Source organism: Streptomyces sp. NBC_00310, from assembly GCF_036208085.1.
Lineage (GTDB): Bacteria > Actinomycetota > Actinomycetes > Streptomycetales > Streptomycetaceae > Streptomyces.
This window is the reverse complement of sequence record NZ_CP130714.1, coordinates 4,301,441-4,318,674: the sequence shown is the minus strand read 5'-3', so window position 1 is coordinate 4,318,674 and position 17,234 is coordinate 4,301,441. Positions and strand designations below refer to the sequence as shown.

Annotated in this window: 13 protein-coding genes and 1 tRNA gene; 7 read left to right on the top strand and 7 right to left on the bottom strand. The window is 68.8% G+C overall.

Annotated features, from left to right (window positions below; all coding sequences use genetic code 11):
- Window positions 1–90: 90 nt before the first annotated feature.
- From OG202_RS18900 to OG202_RS18875, 6 genes are all read left to right on the top strand, one after another.
- The gene (locus tag OG202_RS18900; protein ID WP_327729539.1) at window positions 91–1,113 is read left to right on the top strand and encodes a glycoside hydrolase family 6 protein; all 1,023 of its coding nucleotides are present in this window, start codon (window positions 91–93) and stop codon (window positions 1,111–1,113) included.
- 749 nt (window positions 1,114–1,862) lie between these two features.
- A complete protein-coding gene (sbnA, locus tag OG202_RS18895) occupies window positions 1,863–2,810 on the top strand; it encodes a 2,3-diaminopropionate biosynthesis protein SbnA (protein WP_326582523.1) in 948 nt (315 codons plus the stop codon).
- A 62-nt stretch (window positions 2,811–2,872) separates the two neighbouring features.
- The gene (gene sbnB, locus OG202_RS18890; RefSeq protein WP_326582524.1) at window positions 2,873–3,880 is read left to right on the top strand and encodes a 2,3-diaminopropionate biosynthesis protein SbnB; all 1,008 of its coding nucleotides are present in this window, start codon (window positions 2,873–2,875) and stop codon (window positions 3,878–3,880) included.
- Window positions 3,877–5,787, top strand: a complete 1,911-nt coding sequence (locus OG202_RS18885) for an FAD/NAD(P)-binding protein (RefSeq protein WP_327729540.1) — start codon at window positions 3,877–3,879, stop codon at window positions 5,785–5,787. Before sbnB ends, OG202_RS18885 begins: the two co-directional genes overlap by 4 nt.
- The gene (locus OG202_RS18880; protein ID WP_327729541.1) at window positions 5,784–6,713 is read left to right on the top strand and encodes a homoserine O-succinyltransferase; all 930 of its coding nucleotides are present in this window, start codon (window positions 5,784–5,786) and stop codon (window positions 6,711–6,713) included. Before OG202_RS18885 ends, OG202_RS18880 begins: the two co-directional genes overlap by 4 nt.
- 2 nt (window positions 6,714–6,715) lie before the next feature.
- On the top strand, window positions 6,716–7,351 hold the full coding sequence (locus tag OG202_RS18875; protein ID WP_327729542.1) for a LysE family translocator: 636 nt from the start codon (window positions 6,716–6,718) through the stop codon (window positions 7,349–7,351).
- Window positions 7,352–7,713: 362 nt separating this feature from the next.
- On the opposite strand, the gene OG202_RS18870 is transcribed toward OG202_RS18875, so the two are convergent.
- From OG202_RS18870 to OG202_RS18840, 7 genes are all read right to left on the bottom strand, one after another.
- Window positions 7,714–9,651 carry a kelch motif-containing protein gene (locus OG202_RS18870; protein ID WP_327729543.1) on the bottom strand — a complete coding sequence of 646 codons (1,938 nt, stop codon included), beginning with the start codon at window positions 9,649–9,651 and terminating at the stop codon, window positions 7,714–7,716.
- Window positions 9,648–11,645: a glycosyltransferase family 2 protein gene (locus OG202_RS18865; protein ID WP_326582529.1), complete on the bottom strand. Its 1,998-nt coding sequence runs from the start codon at window positions 11,643–11,645 to the stop codon at window positions 9,648–9,650. The genes OG202_RS18870 and OG202_RS18865 overlap by 4 nt, the downstream gene beginning before the upstream one ends.
- A gap of 471 nt (window positions 11,646–12,116) precedes the next feature.
- A tRNA-Lys gene (locus OG202_RS18860) sits at window positions 12,117–12,193 on the bottom strand.
- Between the two features lie 63 nt (window positions 12,194–12,256).
- Window positions 12,257–12,700 (bottom strand): hypothetical protein, encoded by a 444-nt coding sequence (locus OG202_RS18855; RefSeq protein ID WP_327729544.1) that lies wholly within the window; start codon window positions 12,698–12,700, stop codon window positions 12,257–12,259.
- Window positions 12,701–12,769: 69 nt separating this feature from the next.
- The gene (locus tag OG202_RS18850; RefSeq protein ID WP_327729545.1) at window positions 12,770–13,405 is read right to left on the bottom strand and encodes a hypothetical protein; all 636 of its coding nucleotides are present in this window, start codon (window positions 13,403–13,405) and stop codon (window positions 12,770–12,772) included.
- 68 nt (window positions 13,406–13,473) lie between these two features.
- Window positions 13,474–14,109: a hypothetical protein gene (locus OG202_RS18845; RefSeq protein ID WP_326582532.1), complete on the bottom strand. Its 636-nt coding sequence runs from the start codon at window positions 14,107–14,109 to the stop codon at window positions 13,474–13,476.
- A gap of 2 nt (window positions 14,110–14,111) precedes the next feature.
- A complete protein-coding gene (locus OG202_RS18840) occupies window positions 14,112–14,552 on the bottom strand; it encodes a hypothetical protein (RefSeq protein WP_326582533.1) in 441 nt (146 codons plus the stop codon).
- 855 nt (window positions 14,553–15,407) lie between these two features.
- Between OG202_RS18840 and OG202_RS18835 the strand changes: the two genes are divergently transcribed.
- Window positions 15,408–17,159, top strand: a complete 1,752-nt coding sequence (locus OG202_RS18835; RefSeq protein WP_327729546.1) for a peptidoglycan-binding protein — start codon at window positions 15,408–15,410, stop codon at window positions 17,157–17,159.
- The last annotated feature ends 75 nt before the right edge of the window (window positions 17,160–17,234 follow it).

The window sequence follows — 17,234 nt, the reverse complement described above, 5'->3', positions numbered from 1 at the left end:
TCTCGGCCAAGGAGGCAACGACCTCGTGGGCGAGGCGGGACTTATGTCAGGATTGGGGCTTACGACACGGTGCACCCAAGGGGGAGTTGGATGTACGGCAGTAGGGGGGCCGGGGTTCGGGCGTCCGTGGCGGTGGGAGGGGTGGCGTTATTGCTCGCCGGCTGTTTCGGGGGAGACGGCGGTGATGGTGAGGAGGGCCGGTCCGCCGGTTCCGGCATCACCCAACAGCCGAGCGGCACGGACCCGTTCTGGGTCAACCCGGAGGGGAACGCGGCGGCACAGGTCGCCGCCTACGAGAAGGCGGGCAAGGACAAGGACGCCCAGCTGATCCGCAGGATCGCCGAGCAGCCGACCGGCGAGTGGATCGGCCCGGAGAACCCGGAGCGGGAGGCCAGGGGCTTCACCGAGGCCGCGGAGAAGGCCGACCGGGACGCCGTCCTCGTCCTCTACAACATCCCGCACCGCGACTGCGGCCAGTACTCCGGCGGTGGCGCGGCCGACGGCGACGCGTACCGGGCGTGGATCGACGGCGTGGCCAAGGGGGTCGGAGACCGCCCGGCCACGATCGTCCTGGAGCCCGACGCGGTGCTCCACGTGGTGGACGGCTGCACCCCGGAGGAGTTCCACGAGGAGCGGTACGACCTGCTCAAGGGCGCGATCGAGACGCTCGGCGCGCTGAAGAACACGAAGGTGTACCTGGACGCGGGCAACGCCGGCTGGGGCGACCCCGAGCAGATCTACGACCCCCTCAAGTGGGCCGGCGTCGAACAGGCGGACGGCTTCGCCGTCAACGTCTCGAACTTCTACACCACCGAGGACTCCGTCGCGTACGGCAAGCAGCTCTCCTCGAAGATCGGCGACAAGCCGTTCGTCATCGACACCAGCCGCAACGGCAACGGCCCCTGGACCGAGGGTGACGAGGACGAACGGTGGTGCAACCCGCCGGGGCGGGCACTGGGGGAGACGCCGACGAAGAAGACCGGGGATTCCCTGGTGGACGCGTATCTGTGGGTGAAGCGGCCGGGGGAATCGGACGGGGAGTGCAAGGGCGGACCGAAGGCCGGGGAGTGGTGGCCGGAATACGCGCTGGAATTGGCCAAAGCGTCCGACTGACCGTCAGACGCACTTGGGCATAGCCCTATCTACGCGAGCCCTTAATCCCATTGTCATAGACCGGTCACGGATCGTGGGCTAAAGTTTCCTCAAGATCACGGACTGCCGCCACGTCGGCCGTTCGTGACGCACGGGCAACACGGTTGCCATCAACGGGGGAAGGGGAAAGGCGTGTACGTCACGCGTGCGGTCGCCGCACCGAGGGAAAGTCGTTCCGGGCCATCGGGGGTTTCGGTCCGCGAGCAGACGGACGACCACTTACCGCTTGCCGACGCCCCGCCGTCCGGCCGGGCCAACTTCCGTCTCCGTGACCGGAGTCGGCTGTATTCACACCGCGAGGAGCGGTCTCGTCACCGCCACGGCGCAGTCCACGCGACGCGCCGCTCGAAGCCGGCGACCCACCGCATCCGGGAAGGCCCTTCCGTCGACGCCCGGACCGTTCCGTGTCCACCCGGGGGCTGTCGGGCGCGCCTCCTGCGCTGTCGTGCCGGGCAACTCGTCGGTGCGCCGGGCGCTTTCCACGGCTGAGGCCGCATTCTCCTGAATTCGGCCGGACAGGGTGAGTAAACCCTTTCGGCGTATTCCGGATCTCGTCCGTGGCATGTCCTGAAACGGCCATGCCCGCACCTTTGGCATGCCCCCTTTGGCATGCCCCTGTCTTTCTTGCGCCTGTCGTCGCCGATGCCGCCGCCGACACCGCGCCACTCGTACCACCTCCGTCACGTTCAACTCGTTTCCGAAGGTGATCGATGATCTTCCGCAATGCGTACGACCTGGTCCTCGACGACCTATTCCTCGACCTGGGCGGTTTCGTCCCCGGCGTCGACCTCACGCTCAAGATCGAGGGCCTCAATCCCGCGGGGTCCATCAAACTGAAGGCGGCCGTGGGCCTGTTGGAGGACCTGGAGCGCCGTGGCGTGCTCCAGCCCGGCGGCCGGGTCATCGAGTCGTCCTCCGGCAACCTCGGCATCGCGCTGAGCTCGGTCTGCGCGGCCCGCGGCTACCGGTTCACCTGTGTCGCGGACCCCAACACCGCGACCATGAGCGTCCGTCTGATGCGGGCGTACGGCGCCGAGGTCGTCATCGTCGACCACCGGGACGCCAACGGCGGCTTTCTCCAGTCCCGTATCGACCACATCCACGCCCGGCTGCGCGAGGACCCCGGCCTGGTGTGGCCCAACCAGTACGCCAACGAGGCCAATCCGCGTGCCCACTACCGGCGCACCGCCCCGGCCCTGCTCAAGGAGCAGCAGGTCGACATCCTCTTCGTCGGCGCCGGCACCACCGGCACCCTCATGGGCTGCGCCGAGTACTTCCGCGAGTACTCGCCCGGGACCCGCATCGTCGCGGTCGACGCGGTCGGCTCGGTCACCTTCGGCTCTGCCCCCGCCCGCCGGCACATCCCCGGCCTGGGCACGAGCCGGCGCCCGGAGATCTTCCGTGACGGGCTCGTCGACGAGGTCGTCATGGTGCCGGAGTCCGAGGCGGTGCGCATGTGCCGGCAGCTCGCGACCCGGCGGGGGATCCTCGCCGGCGGCTCCACCGGCTCGGTGCTCGCCGCGGTCGCGGCCAGACGCCACGACATCCCCGAGGGCGCGTCCGTGGTCGCCATCAGCCCGGACCTCGGCGAGCGCTACCTCGACACGATCTACGACGACGACTGGGTCGGCGAGCGCTTCGGCGCCGCCGACGACTGACCCGGACGCCCATGCCGTCCCCGCCCCACCGCGCATCCCGTACAGGAGTTGAAGGAGTCACCATGTTCGAATTTGATGTTGTCGGCGGCCGTACCGTCCAGGACATCGTCCGGGACAGCCGCCGGGACATCGTCCGGGTCGTGCGGGACACGTACCTCGCCCACCACGCCGGACGTTCCGTGAACCCGGACAGCTACTTCCTCCGCTTCCCCGAGAAGCCGGCGGACCGCATCATCGCCCTGCCCGCCTACCTCGACGGCGAGCGCGAGGTCGCCGGCATCAAGTGGATCGCGAGCTTCCCGGCCAACATCCAGCGCGGCATCCCCCGCGCCTCGGCCACGCTCGTCCTGAACGACGCCGAGACCGGCTACCCGTTCGCGCTCCTGGAGGCCTCGCAGATCAGCGCCGCCCGCACCGCCGCGTCGGCCGTCCTCGCGGCGAACGTCCTCACCGGGGAGCGCCGGGGCGGCAGGCTCGCCGTCGTGGGCGCGGGCATCATCGCCCGCAACATCCTGGAGTTCTTCCACGCCGAGCAGTGGGCGTTCGAGCACGTCGCGGTGCACGACCTGAGCCGGGAGTACGGCACGGCCCTGGCCGCCCACGCCACCGAGCGGCTGGAGTACCCGGCGTCCTACGCCGACACCCTCCAGGAGGCCGTCTCCGGCGCCGACCTGGTCGTCTTCGCGACCACGGCCGGAGAGCCGTACGTCCTCGAACCCGACGCCTTCGCCCCCGGGCAGATCGTCCTCAACATCTCCCTGCGGGACATCGGCCCCGAGCTCATCGTCGGCTCCTACAACGTGCTGGACGACGTCGACCACTGCCTGAAGGCCGACACCTCCCCCCACCTGGCCGAACAGAAGTACGGCAACCGGGACTTCATCACCGGCACCCTCGCCGAGGTGATCAACGCGGAGGTCACGGTCGGCACGGACAAGCCGGTCGTCTTCTCCCCCTTCGGCCTGGGCGTCCTGGACCTCGCCGTGGGCCTCGAAGTGCACCGCGTCGCCGCCGAGTCGGGCCGCGTCACCGCCATCGCCGACTTCTTCGGGGAGACCGAGCGGTGGTGACGACCTCTCTCCAGCGGACGCGGGCCGCCGGCACCGTCGGGATCATCGGCCTGGGCTCCCGGGGCATCGGCGTCCTCGAACGCCTCGTCACCCTCGCCGCGCGCCCCGACTGGGCGGGCCGCCGGCTCGTGATCGAGGTGGTGGACCCGGACGGCACCGGCGTCGGCATCCACGCCGTGGACCAGCCCGACCACCTGCTGCTCAACACCGTCTGCGCGCAGGTGAGCCTCTTCCCCGAGGAGGCGACGGTGGGCACGGCCGTCGGCGACCAGGGCCCCAACCTCTATGAATGGGTGACCGCCCGGGGCCTGAAGGTGGCCGAGGACGGCTACGCGCTCGGCGCCGAAGGCCGCCCGGTGCGGCCGGACGACTACCTGCCCCGGCGGGTGCTCGGCGAGTACCTCGACTGGTTCCTGCGCCGCCTCCTCGACCGGGTCCCCGAGAACGTGGAGATACGGCTCCACCGCGCCGCGGCGACCAGCCTGACCGACGGTCCGGACGACTCACGGCAGATCACCCTGGACACCGGCGAGACCCTGCGGGTGGACACGGTCTTCCTCACCACCGGCCACACCCCGCCGGCCGCCCCCGACCCCGAGGCGCCGGGGGCGTCCCGTCGTATCCACGAGATCTACCCGCCCGCCGAGGCCTTCGCGGACGTCACCGCCGGCCAGACCGTGGCCCTCGGCGGCACCGGCCTGTCGGCCATGGACGTCCTCGCCTCGCTCACCCTCGGCCGGGGCGGCCGGTACGAGGCGATCGACGACGGCCTGCGCTACCTGCCCAGCGGACGGGAACCGCGCATCCTGCTGTTCTCCCGGACCGGCATCCCCTTCCGGGCCAGGCCCGCCACCAACCGCACCGGCGGCCCGTACGAGCCGGTGGTGCTCACACATCAGGCCCTCGACCGCCTCCGCTCCGCCCGGGACGACCGCGCCCTCGACCTGCACGGCGACCTGCTCCCCCTGATCCGCACCGAGATGCGCATCGCCTTCCACCGCCGCGGCGCCGCCCTCGCCCGGGGAACCGACGCCGAGCACACCCTGACGGCGAGGCTCCGCACGGCGGCGGACGAGGGAAGCCTGGACGCCGAGCTGGGCGCCCTGGACGTGGAACACGCCGAGCGGTTCGGGCACTTCGACCCGCAGGAACTGCTCTTCCCGGACAGCGCCGAGTTCGACTCCGCCGACGCCTACCGGAAGTGGTACGAGGAGCGGCTGCGGTCGGACCTGGTGGAGGCACGGCTCGGCCTGGAGGGCAGCCCCACCAAGGCCGGCCTCGAAGTCCTGCGCGACCTGCGCGACGTCGTCCGGTACGCCGTCGACTTCGGCGGCCTGGACGAGAACTCCCACGACGAGTTCTACGGCTCCTTCACCGCCACCCTCAACCGCTCGGTGACCGGCCCCCAGCTCGACCGCCACGACGAGCTCCTCGCCCTGCTGGACGCCGGGATCGTCAGCGTTCCCTTCGGGCCCGCGCCGCGCGTCGAGTGGGACCAGGCGGCGTGGCGGATCTCCTCCACCCGCCTCGGCACCGCCCACAGCGCACCGGCCGACTGGCTGGCGTACGCCACCTCGGGACAGCCCGACGTGGAGGCGACCGGCAGCCCGCTGCTGGCGGACCTCGTGGCGAGCGGGCGTATCCGCCGGCACCGCCCCGGCGCCCGCAGCAGCCGTGGCGTCGACATCACGGCGGACCAGCATCCCGTCACCGCCGACGGCCTGCCCGACCGGAAGGTCCGCGTCCTCGGCCCGCTCTGCGAGGGGGCCACCTTCTACAACCACTACGTGCCCTCCCCCGGAGGCCGCAACCGCGCGCTGGCGGACGCCGACCGGTGCGCCACCGCCGTACTGGCCGAACTCGCCGCCGTGACCGAGCCCGAGACCCCCAGGAGTCCTGCGCAGTGACCCTCATCGTCCACACCCGGATCGACGCCGTCGACCAGCTCGCCGAGGAAGGCATCACGGTCGCCGTCGAACCCCGCGCGGCCGGCACCACGACCCCGGCCGTCGAACTCGCGATCCTCAACCTGATGCCGGACAAGCCGGTCACCGAGACCCAGCTGCTGCGTCTGCTGTCCGGCGCCGGACTCCCCGTACGCGTCACCTTCCTGCGGCCCCGGGACCACGTCTCCAAGAGCACACCCGAGGCGTACCTGAAGGAGCACTACCTGACGCACGAGGAGGTCGCAGACCGCCGTTTCGACGCGCTGATCGTGACCGGCGCCGCCGTCGAGCTGCTCCCCTTCGAGCAGGTGACGTACTGGGACGAGCTGCGCGGAATCATGGACTGGGCGCAGGAGAACGTCACCTCCGCGCAGTACGTCTGCTGGGGCGCCCAGGCCGCGCTGTACCACCGGTACGGCATCCCCAAGTACGAGCTGCCCGCCAAGCTGTTCGGGAACTTCCCGCACCGGCTCACCGACCCCTCCTCCCCGCTCCTGGCGGACTTCGAGCCGGTCGTCGCGGTGCCGCAGTCGCGCCACACCGAAAACCTCCGCGCCGACTTCGAGAAGACCGAGGAGCTGCGGATCCTGGTCGAGTCGCCCGAGTCCGGGGTGCACATCGCGGTCGGCCGGGACGGGCGGGAGCTGTACGTCTCCGGGCACCCGGAGTACGACCCCGACACCCTGCTGCGGCAGTTCCGCCGCGACCGGACCAAGGGAGAGGACATAGCCCTCCCGGTCAACTACTTCCCGGACGACGACCCGTCCGCCGCCCCGGTGGAGAACTGGCGGGAACCCGGGCGGATCCTCTACCGCAACTGGCTGCGCGGCCTCACGCGCGACGGAATCCCCCTGGCCGCCATCGCGGCCGAGAAGTCAGGAGTGTGAACGTGTCAGTCCTCCAGGCACTGGTCTCATTCGCCCTGGTGTCCGCCCTGCTGGTGGTCATGCCGGGCGTGGACACCGCGCTGGTCATCCGCAACACCGTCGCGCGCGGCCGGCTCCACGGGTTCATCACCGGCGTGGGGGTGGGCGTCGGCGCCGTCATGTGGGGCGCGGCGATCGCGGTGGGCGTCGGAGCGCTGCTGGCCGCCTCCGAGACGGCGTACACCGTGTTCCGGATCGTCGGCGCCGCGTACATGGTCTGGCTCGGCATCGGGCTGTGGCGCTCGGCCCGGGCCATCGGCGCGGCCAAGGAGGGCGACGCCGACCTCGAACCGGAGGCCGCCTCGCTGTGGCGCTCCTTCGGCCGCGGCATGCTCAACAACCTGGCCAACCCCAAGGTCGGTGTCTTCTACGGCGCCACGATCCCGCAGTTCATCCCCGCCGGTGTGTCCCCCGCGCTCATGGGCACCGCCCTGGCCGCGGTCAACGCGGTGGAGGCGGTGATCTGGTACGGCCTGATCAGCCTCGGCGCCCACGGCCTGCGCACCTGGATGAGGCGCCGCTCGGTCCGCCGCTCCGTCGACGCCACCGCGGGCACGGTCATGATCGCCTTCGGCATCGCGATGGCGGTCCAGAGCTGAGCCGCGGCACCGGGGCCGTCGGGGACGCGGGACCCACCGCGGACCGGAGCGGTCCTGCCGCCGGGGGCCCCGAAGCCACCGTCGGCCGGAACGCTCCTGTCGCCCGCCACCCCGGGTGCCCGGCACCCACACCGAGCCCAGCAGCCCTCACATCGTTGAGGTACAGCCAGAGGCGTGGGGGAGGCCCTGAACCATCACACCGGTGGAACAGGGGCCCCGCACGCTGACGCCGTACTCGGCGTCCCAGGTCGCACGATCACGCCAACCCGAACGGCCCAGGACACCGCGAGCCGGAAACCGACCATCACACGATCGAGCTCATCCGACCTCGCACGCACTCCTTGGCAAGCAGCTCTTACCCCCTATGGGACCTTCACCCACCGCGCCTCACTGGGCGTCCCGGCGTCGTCCGTCACGAACAGCATGTACCAGCCCGACTGCACCAGATTCCGGTTCTTCGGCACGGTCACCGTGATCTCGTCCCCGGTGACCTCGAAGTCCACCTCGATCGACTTCTGGTCCACATCCGTCACATGCGTCGACGCACTCGGCCGGATCAGCCGCGCCGACCTGACCGACGACCCGTGCCGCGTCCCGAACGTCGCCTTCCCGCCCCGCGCGACCGTCTTCGGCCCGCCCGACAACGTCGGCCGCGCGTCCTGGAAGAGATACGGCGGCGTGTAGATCTCGATCCGCTGCTCGAACTCCCCCGGCTTGGTGTTGGCCTTGTCGGAGTACAGGGAGTCCGACCCGAAGAAGACGACCCGCCCGTCCGGCAAGAGGATCGACCCGGAGTGGTAGTTCCGGCCCACCAGCGGGTCGGCCACCCGCCGCATCGTCCCGGTCTTCGCGTCGTACAGCCGCGCCTGAAGGATGTTGGAGTCGCCGCGCCCGCGATAGTCCTCGGAGCCGCCGGAGATGAGGACCGTGTCGTCGGGCAGGATCGAGGCCTGCGGATACCGTGTGCCCCTGGCCAGTTCCGGCCCGTCCACGAACCTCGGCTCGTCGGCCAGCAGATCGATCAGCCGGGTCTTCTTGCTGGACCGCTCCGACTCGCCGACCCCGCCACCCCCGATGACCATGTACTTCTCGTCCTGCGCCGGAGGCAACAGCACCGTCCCGGCGGTTTCGAGCAGCTTGCCGTCGCTCATCCCGGGAATCCTGGTGAACTTGTTGGTCTTCAGGTCCCAGACACCGGGGACACGCCCGATGTCGTCCGGCCCGTACCCCGCGTTCGCGCCCGAGTAGAACAGCTTGCCGTTCTGCATCAGGGAGATCGCCGGGTACGTCGGGAACTGCTGGACGCCCTTGGTGTACGTCCACTTCCTGGTCTCGGGGTCGTAGATCTCGTTCTTGCCCGGGACCAGCTGACCGATCTCGTCGAGCCCGGACAGGCTGAGGACCGTACCGTCGGTGAGGGTGGTCAGCGTCGGGTACCAGCGCGCCTCGTTCATCGGGTCGACCTTGATGTACTTCTCGGCGACCGGGTCGAACTCGTAGGCGTCCTTGATCCCTTGGAAGTCCTTCTTGTCGAGGGCGAGCTTCTGCGCGATGCCGTACGTGTTCCGCGCGTCCTCGCCCTTCAGGCCCGCGACCTTGTAGTTGTCCTCCGTCCCCGTCTCGTACTTCTTGCCGCGCCGCTCGGCCTCGACATAGGCGCGGGCGATCCCCGGCTTGTTGCCGGTGAACTTCCCGGTGTCCGGGTCGAAGGTCTTGACGGCCTTCTCGATGTCGACGGTGTCCTTGAGGACGAACGTCTTGCCGTTCGCCTTGCCGACGAACCTGGTCCCCGCCTTGATCCGCATCCCCTTGTCGGGGTTCTCGTTGTGGATGATCATCAGGCCGCCGGCCTTGGTGACGTCACCCTTCAGCTTCTCGTAGCGCTTGGTGCCGCCCGCGATGAGCAGATTGCCGTTGGACAGCTGGGTGTGCCCGGTGCAGAACAGGTCGGCCGGGGTCGGCACGCGCTTGATCGTCTGCTTGACCGGGTCCCAGACGCGGGTGTCGAACTTCTTCGCGTCGAAGTTGTCGGCGTCGTTGCCGGAACCCGCGATCAGCAGGATCTTGCCGGTGTGCAGGAGTGCGGCGTGGATCGTGTTCTGCCGGTACTCCTCCGGGAACTCCACGACCTTCCAGTGCCCGTTGTCGGCCTTGTACTCGGGTCTGTTGATCTTGTAGTCGTGGTACTTCTCGGTGCTGAAGCGGTACACCCACGGCCCGTTCATCCCGGCGAGCGCGAGGACCACCGCCCCGCCGATCGCGAGGCGACGGGCGCGGCGGCGGCCTGCACGGTCCTTCATTCCTTACGTCCCCCCAGTCCGCCCAGGGCGATCTGCATGGTCTGGTCGCTACCCCCGCCGCCCGACCCGGACGCCGCCCAGCTCGGCTTGTGCTGGGGAGCGTGCGGCGCGTGGGGGGCGTGCGGTGCGTGGGGTGGCGCGAAGGGCGCGGGAGCCGCCTCGGGCGGTGCCACCATGGACCCTTGCAGTTCGGCCGCGGCGGCGGCCTTCTTCCTGTCCTGCCGCAGCATGTAGCGCCAGACGAAGATGGGGAGGGCGGTGATCATCATGGCGAAGGTGGCCCAGATGATCATCGCGGGGTGCGCGTTGCCGAGGACGAACCCGGCGGTGATCGAGGCCCCGAAGATGACGATGAAGTACCAGTGGTACCGGAAGGTGCCGAACCACCTGTCAGGGCTCGCCGAGTCCCCCTTGGGCGTGACCACGAACTTGCTCTTGCGGCGCAGGGCCGAGTCGATCAGCGCCTTGGCGTAGAGCGGCGCGGACAGCGCGGACATCACCATGCCGGCCACACCGCCGGAGCCCTCCGGCTCGTGCGGGGAGACGTTGTGCCGGCGGTTCCAGACGTACAGGCCTATCTGGAGCGCCGAGGCGTTGCCGTAGAGCATCAGCCACACGGTCGGATCGATGTTCACACCCGAGGCGCCCAGGCCCAGGAACAGCGCACAACTCAGCGCCGCGAGAATCCAGTTGAGGGCGGACATCGGGTAGAAGATGATCATCATCGTGTAGTTGAAGAGCTTGCTCGGCGGCAGCGAGTACCAGCCCTTCCAGTACTGCTTGAGGATCGTCTCGTACGTCCCGCGCGACCAGCGCATCTGCTGGGTGAAGAAGTCCGTCCAGGCGCTGGGCCCCTCACCCACCGCGAGCACGTCCGGTGTGTACACCGAGCGCCACTTCTTGCCCGTCGCCGGGTTCTTGTGGCGGTGGATCTCGAAGCCGGTGGCCATGTCCTCGGTGATCGAGTCGTACAGCCCGCCGATCTGCTTGAGCGCCTTGATCCGTACGGCGTTGGAGGTGCCGACGAACATGGGGGAGCCGTACTTGTTGCCGGCGCGCTGGATCAGCGCGTGGAACAGGAACTGCTGGGACTCGGCGGCCTTGGTGACGAAGTTGTCGTAGTTGCCGTACACCTGCGGGCCGATGACGAAGCCGATGTTCGGGTCGCGGAAGAAACCGAGCATCCGCTCCAGGTAGTTGGGGAGCGGGATGTGGTCGGTGTCGACCGAGGCGAAGAAGTCGTAGTCGTCACCGTGCGCGTCCAGCCAGGCGTTGTAGTTGCCGTGCTTGGTCTTGGCGCGGTGCGGGCCCTTCGGCTGGTTCCACTTCACGATCCCCTTGCGGGAGAAGTGGTGCACGCCCAGGCGCGCGCAGACCGCCTTCACGTCCGCGTCGTCGCCCTCGTCGAGCAGCCACACGTGCAGAAGCCCGCGGTGGCGGAGCCTGACCGCGGCCTCCAGGGTCTTCGTCACCATCTCCAGCGGTTCCTTGCCGGGCACGAAGGAGGTGAGGAAGGCGACTCTGGTGCCGGTCTCGGGCACCACCGGGATCGGGTCGCGGGCGACCAGGGTGGCATGCGCGTTCGACAGCACGTTCATGCAGCGGAAGAACTCGATCAGGCCGATCGAGACCAGCATGACCAGGTCGAGGGCGGGCAGGAACGCGTACTCGACGTAGTCGCGCTTGGTCCAGTGCTCCTGCTGCAGCAGCCAGCCGAGCAGGACCAGGGAGAGCAGCGGCGCGGCGGCCAGCATCAGGGCGACCCTCAGGCGGTGCGGCTCCTGGGAGATCAGCGAGCGGTACTGCACCTTGTAGGGCTTGGTCGGGTCGGGCTGCGTGAGCGGCCCCGCCAGTCGGCTGTAGTGCTCGTAGTCGTATCTCGGAAGTGTCTTCTTGAGCTTGCGAAATGCTCCGGTCCGGTGCGACGGCACCTTGGGTCGGGTCGTCTCGGACGGGTCGTGGTTGTGCCGGGCGCCCGTCGGCGTCGACGTCATGAGTCATTCCCCCCGCACACACGTCGAGTGTGTGTTCGTCGGTATTCCGTCCGATTCGGTCCCCCTCGACCGTTACGGACGCATCAGTGAGCCATCGTCACCATGTGATCTACACCATGGAGACACGGGACGACGGCCATCCGGTTGCATTGATGCCCCCTTGGCATCTTTGTTCCATGGATACGTGCATGGTGTGCTTAGGTGGGGGCCCAAGATCCCCATCCCCAGGGCGTAAACCGCCCAAGGCCCCTCAACTGCCGTGTATCCGCAGTCTCTTACGGCCCAGGGTTCTATGGTGCTCATCTTGATCGCAAGATGCGAAACGCGGTGTTTACCGGTCATACGCGGTTATTGGTGCATCGGTGGAGGATCTGTGAGGAGTGGGAGGGGAGCGAGGGGGGGAGTGCGCGGCGTGACGCGCACATACGGAGAGGCCCCTCGCGTATCACTCTCGCGAGGGGCCTCTCCGGGTGGTGCGCCGCCAGGGACTCGAACCCCGGACCCGCTGATTAAGAGTCAGCTGCTCTAACCAACTGAGCTAGCGGCGCGCGAGGAAAAGTCTAGCGGAGGGGTGGGGGTGCTCCTGACCGGGGAGCACCCCCGCCGAGCGGCTACTTCAGCCAGAACTGGCTGATCGTGCGGCCGTTGACCTGGATCGTGTTGTCCGCCCGCTGCATGCTCAGGCAGACGTCGTCCCCGTACTTGGAGTTCAGTACGTCCTGGGAGTACCACTCACAGGTCACGTTCTGCAGCCGCTGCCGGGCGCCCCACTTCACCCCGAGCCGGGTGAGCTCGCTGGGCGGGTTCCCGACCTTGTCGGTCCGGTCGATGGCGCGCTGGCAGGCGATGCCGTCGCTCTTCGGGACCTCGATCACCCGGGACCAGGTGACTTCCTGCTGGCCGTTGTTGTAGTAGCCCTTCCAGTAGTTCCCGCAGATACGGGAGCCCGACTGGGCCTCGGCCGTACCGGGGACCGCTATCGCGAACAGTGCCCCGGCCGCCATGCCGGCGGCCGCCAGCGTCGCCGTGCGTCGCTTCATGCGCTTGAGCTTCACGGGTGCCTCCTTTGAAGAGTGAACTGCCGGACGAAGAGTGAACTGCCGGACGGAGAGTGAACTGCCTTGTCACATACGGCCGTTGACGGCGTAGCCGACCTTTTCCTTCTCGAAGACGTTGCGGGTCCAGTTGCCGAACCTGACGTTTCCGTTCCACTCGTAGTTGGTTCCGCCCTGGCAGCCGCGGTTCGTCCTGACCCAGCCGCCGGAGAAGTCGCCCTGGGTCCAGCGGCGCACCGCGACCTGGATGGGCTGTGCCACGTCACCGCCGTTGAGGTGCACGGTCCAGGTGAAGTTGGTGTTGATCTCGGTGGTCCTCTGGTAGCCGCCGACCAGCGGGAGCACGACGTTGTACCACTTCTTGGAGGGCGAGCTGGCGTTACCGAGATCGGTGCCGCCGCCGACCGCCCAACCGGTGTTCGTCGTCTTCGACTTGGACCACGCGTAGTCGCAGGTCCGGTTCCGGGGGCACTGGAACTCGGTGCCCCGCCAGACCCAGTCGTCCCACGTGTTGCCGGCCCGCTGCCGGGTGATCGAGCGGGTGACCTGTCCGCCGCCCGTGCCGGGGACGATCTGCGCGCCGTCGGAATAGCTCTGGCTGAAGCACTGGGTGGCCGCACTGGCCGTGCCCTCGGTCGTGGCCACCGTGGCGATGGCGAGAGCCCCGCACATCAGCATCCGATGCCACATCGCTTTACCGGGCATAATCGTGTCCTTTCCTGGAGGATGATTTCGCCGCAAGTCTTTTGAACGTGTCGAGAGAGGTGCCGGCGTCACATACGGCCGTTGACGGCGTAGCCGACCTTTTCCTTCTCGAAGACGTTCCGGGTCCAGTTGCCGAACCTGAGATTCCCGTCCCATTCATAGACGGTTCCGCCCTGGCAGCCGCGGTTCGTCCTGACCCAGCCGCCCGAGAAATCGCCTTGGGTCCAGCGGCGCACCGCGACCTGAATGGGCTGTGCCACGTCACCGCCGTTGAGATGCACGGTCCACGTGAAAGTGGTGTTGATCTGCGTGGTCCTCTGATAGCCCACGATCAGCGGAATCAGGAAGTTGTACCACTTCCCGGACGGTGAACTGGTGTTTCCCAGATTGGTGCCGCCGCCGATCGCCCAGCCCGTGGTGGTCGTCTTTGACCTGTCCCACGAGTATTCGCAGGTTCGACCCCGGGGGCACTGGAATTCCGTGCCGCGCCACACCCAGTCGTCCCAGGTGTTGGCCGCCCGCTGCCGGGTGATGGAGCGGGTGACCTGTCCGCCGCCGGTGCCGGGGACGATCCGGGCGCCGTCGGAATGGCTCTGGCTGAAGCACTGGGTGGCCGCGCTGGCCGTGCCCTCGGTCGTCGCCACCGTCGCGAGGACGAGGGCTCCGCACATCAGAACGCGATGCCACCACACCTTGCCGCGCATGGTCAGTAGACCTGCGACCACTCGGCGGGCGTGCGGTTGGCCACCTGGCCGATGAGGTCCACCCGGTTCATGTTGAGGCAGGGGTCGTTCCCGTACTTGTCGTTGAACAGGTCGCCGGCGTCCTCGCAGGTCCAGGACCGTATGGGCTGGCGCGGGTTCCATGTCACCTTGCCGTTGTAGCCCGGCAGGCTCCGGCCGTTGATGCTGTTCGTCTTGTCGATGACGCGGAGGCAGATGCCGAAGTCGACCTTGGGCACCTCGAGGACCTTGGCCATGATCCCGACCGTCTTTCCGTTGGCCCGGGCCTCCCAGTAGTTCCCGCAGATACGGGAGCCCGACTGGGCTTCGGCCGTGCCGGGCAGCGTGACCGTGGTGGCCGCCGCCGCTGTGATCACAAGAGCGGCCAGGACCGCCTTGCGCCTGAACTGGAGTGCGATCGCCATTGATGTCTCCTTGGTGTCCCCGAAAACGGTCCTCCGGGGAGGACCGAATGTCGAGGTGGGGGGTGGTCGGGAATCAATATGGAGCTGCCCCGAGGTGAAGTCAAGACTTCAAGAACCTTTATCGGGAGGCTTTTCCGAGTGCCGAGACAATGCTGTTTTCGGGCAGGCGTGAGCGCCCCTTTCGCGCCTGCGGAAAAGTGGCAGGAGGCGAGGAAAGGGGTCACGAAAAGGAAAGGAGAGTACGCGAAGGAGGCAGGCGTGGGTGGGGGGTGATGAACGGCTCCCAAAGAATGCGGGGGTCTTTGGAGATGGTTCCGTGAACGCACAGAAGGCGACGGCGGAAGAAGCGCGACATCGAGGGAGGGCGGCACTCTTTGGTGTGCCTGCCCGAAACCCCCGTGCCCCGCTTTTTCATGTGAAGAAGTCGTGCGGGACTGGTCAAGACCCGTGGGGAGACTTCTTCGTGGTTACGCGGCTCTGGTTCAGCGCTGATCATGCAGCCGGTGGGACCGGCCGTCAAGATCGAGCGTGAACGGAATCTATGAACGAAACTCTACCGGCGAGTCACTTACCGAAATTAGTAAACCGCTCGGTAACTACGCACCACCGAACGGACGTTGCCCGTTCTTGATGGGTCGCCACGAGGAGGGGAACAGGTGTTCGCGAGGTGCCGAACCCCGCCGGCCCGGCGAGGGGAGGCTCTCGGGGCCGGGTGGGGCCGGGTGGGGCCGGGTGGGGCCGGGCAGGGCCGGGTACATCATTTGGACCGTCAGCATGCGACATGGGGAGACAGTTGAGAAACTGACGGGCGTGCAGAAGCGTGGAATTCTTCGGTCGGTTCGCGAGGGGAATCGCATGGGGACTCCGGTATTCGAGGAGATCGATCCGGGGGGCGAATGCGAATGCCCCGGTTGTGTCCACTGGCGGCGGGTCATGCCGCACTCGGCCCGGTACGCCCATCCGAGTCACCCGGCGGTCAGAACCGCCAGGAACGCCCTCGTCCTGGCCGCCGCCGGTGCCGCGCTCGGCGCGGGGTATGCCGTGCCGACGGTCGCAGCGGCCCACGGACCGGCGCACCCCGGCGGTGTTCCCGCAGGTGGGGAGCCAGATACCCCTCAGGGGAAGAAGGCTCCGCTGCACGGTCCCGGCGGCCGGCCGGTGGACGGGGAGAAGCTGCCGAATGAGGTGCGGACGCCGCCGACTACCCGCGCCGAGATCATCGGACGGGCCGAGGCCTGGGTCGCCGCGGAGGTGCCGTACAGCATGCGCGAGTACTGGTCCGACGGTTATCGGCAGGACTGCTCGGGGTTCGTCTCGATGGCCTGGAACCTCCCCGGAAACGAATGGACGGGCAGCCTCGACAAGTTCGCGCAGCGGATTTCGAAGGACCGGCTGGAGCCCGGTGACATGTTGCTCTTCCATAATCCGAAGGACCCGAAAAAGGGCTCGCACGTCGTCATTTTCGGCGGCTGGACGGACTACGCGGAGACCCACTACATCGCCTACGAGTCGACCCGCCCGTACGCCCGCAGGCAGGCCACCCCGTACGGGTACTGGGACAACGCGACCCGCTATGTGCCGTACCGCTACAACGGGCTGATCGCCGACGGCGAGGGTCGGCCGGACGGCGAGACGGACGCCGCCGGTGGCTCGGAGGCCCCCGCTGCCCCACCGGAGAGCACCGGCGCGAAGGGGTCCGCCGGGCCGTCGGGCGCCGACCGCTTCCCGGGCTCCGAGGCCTTCGGGTCCGGCGCGCGGAACAAGTACGTCGCCCGGCTGGGACAGATGCTGGTGCAGCGCGGCGGGGCCCGCTTCTACACCGGCGTACCGGGGCTGACCTGGTCGGACTCCGACCGCAGGGCCACCCGGGCCTTCCAGCGGGCGCAGGGCTGGTCGGGCCGTCACGCCGACGGGATTCCGGGCCCGCTGACCTGGATGTATCTGGTCACCGGGAGAGGCAGGAACATCCCGCCGGCCGGGAACGTGGGCCCACAGGGGAAGCCCGCGGCGCCCAAGCCGCCGACGGTGCATCGTCCACCGGGGAAGTCCGGAGCGGGGGGCCCGTCGGGCGGGTCCGATATGCCCGTCACCCTGGGCACACCCGTCACCCTGGGCACACCCGTCACCCTGGGCACACCCGTCACCCTGGGAGCGCACGTCGCCCCAGGTGCGCCCGGCGCGCCGAGGACGCCCGGCACCCCCGGCCTGTCCGGAGCCTCGGGGAAGCCCGCCTCGCCCCGGAAGCCGACCTTCCCGGGCGGGCCCGGTAAGCCCGCCCCTCCGGGGAGACCCGCCTTGCCTGGCGGACCCGCCTCGCCCGGCGGACCCGCGTCATCCGGGGCCTCAGGGACGCCCGCCTCGCACGGTGTCCCCGGCTATCCGGGGCGGGGCATGTTCCGGCCGGGCGCGGACAACGCGTTCGTCACCCGGCTGGGGCAGCAACTGGTCAGGAAGGGGTTCGGCAAGTACTACACCTCGGGTCCGGGGCCGTGCTGGGGCGAGTCGGACCGGCGGAACGTGGAGCTGTTCCAGCGGGCCCAGGGGTGGCGCGGCGGCGCGGCGGACGGCTATCCGGGCCCGGAGACCTGGCGGCGACTGTTCTCCTGACGCCCGCACCCGCCCTCCAGGACCCGCACCCGCCCTCCAGGACCCAGACCCACCACCCACTCGAACGCTCTCACC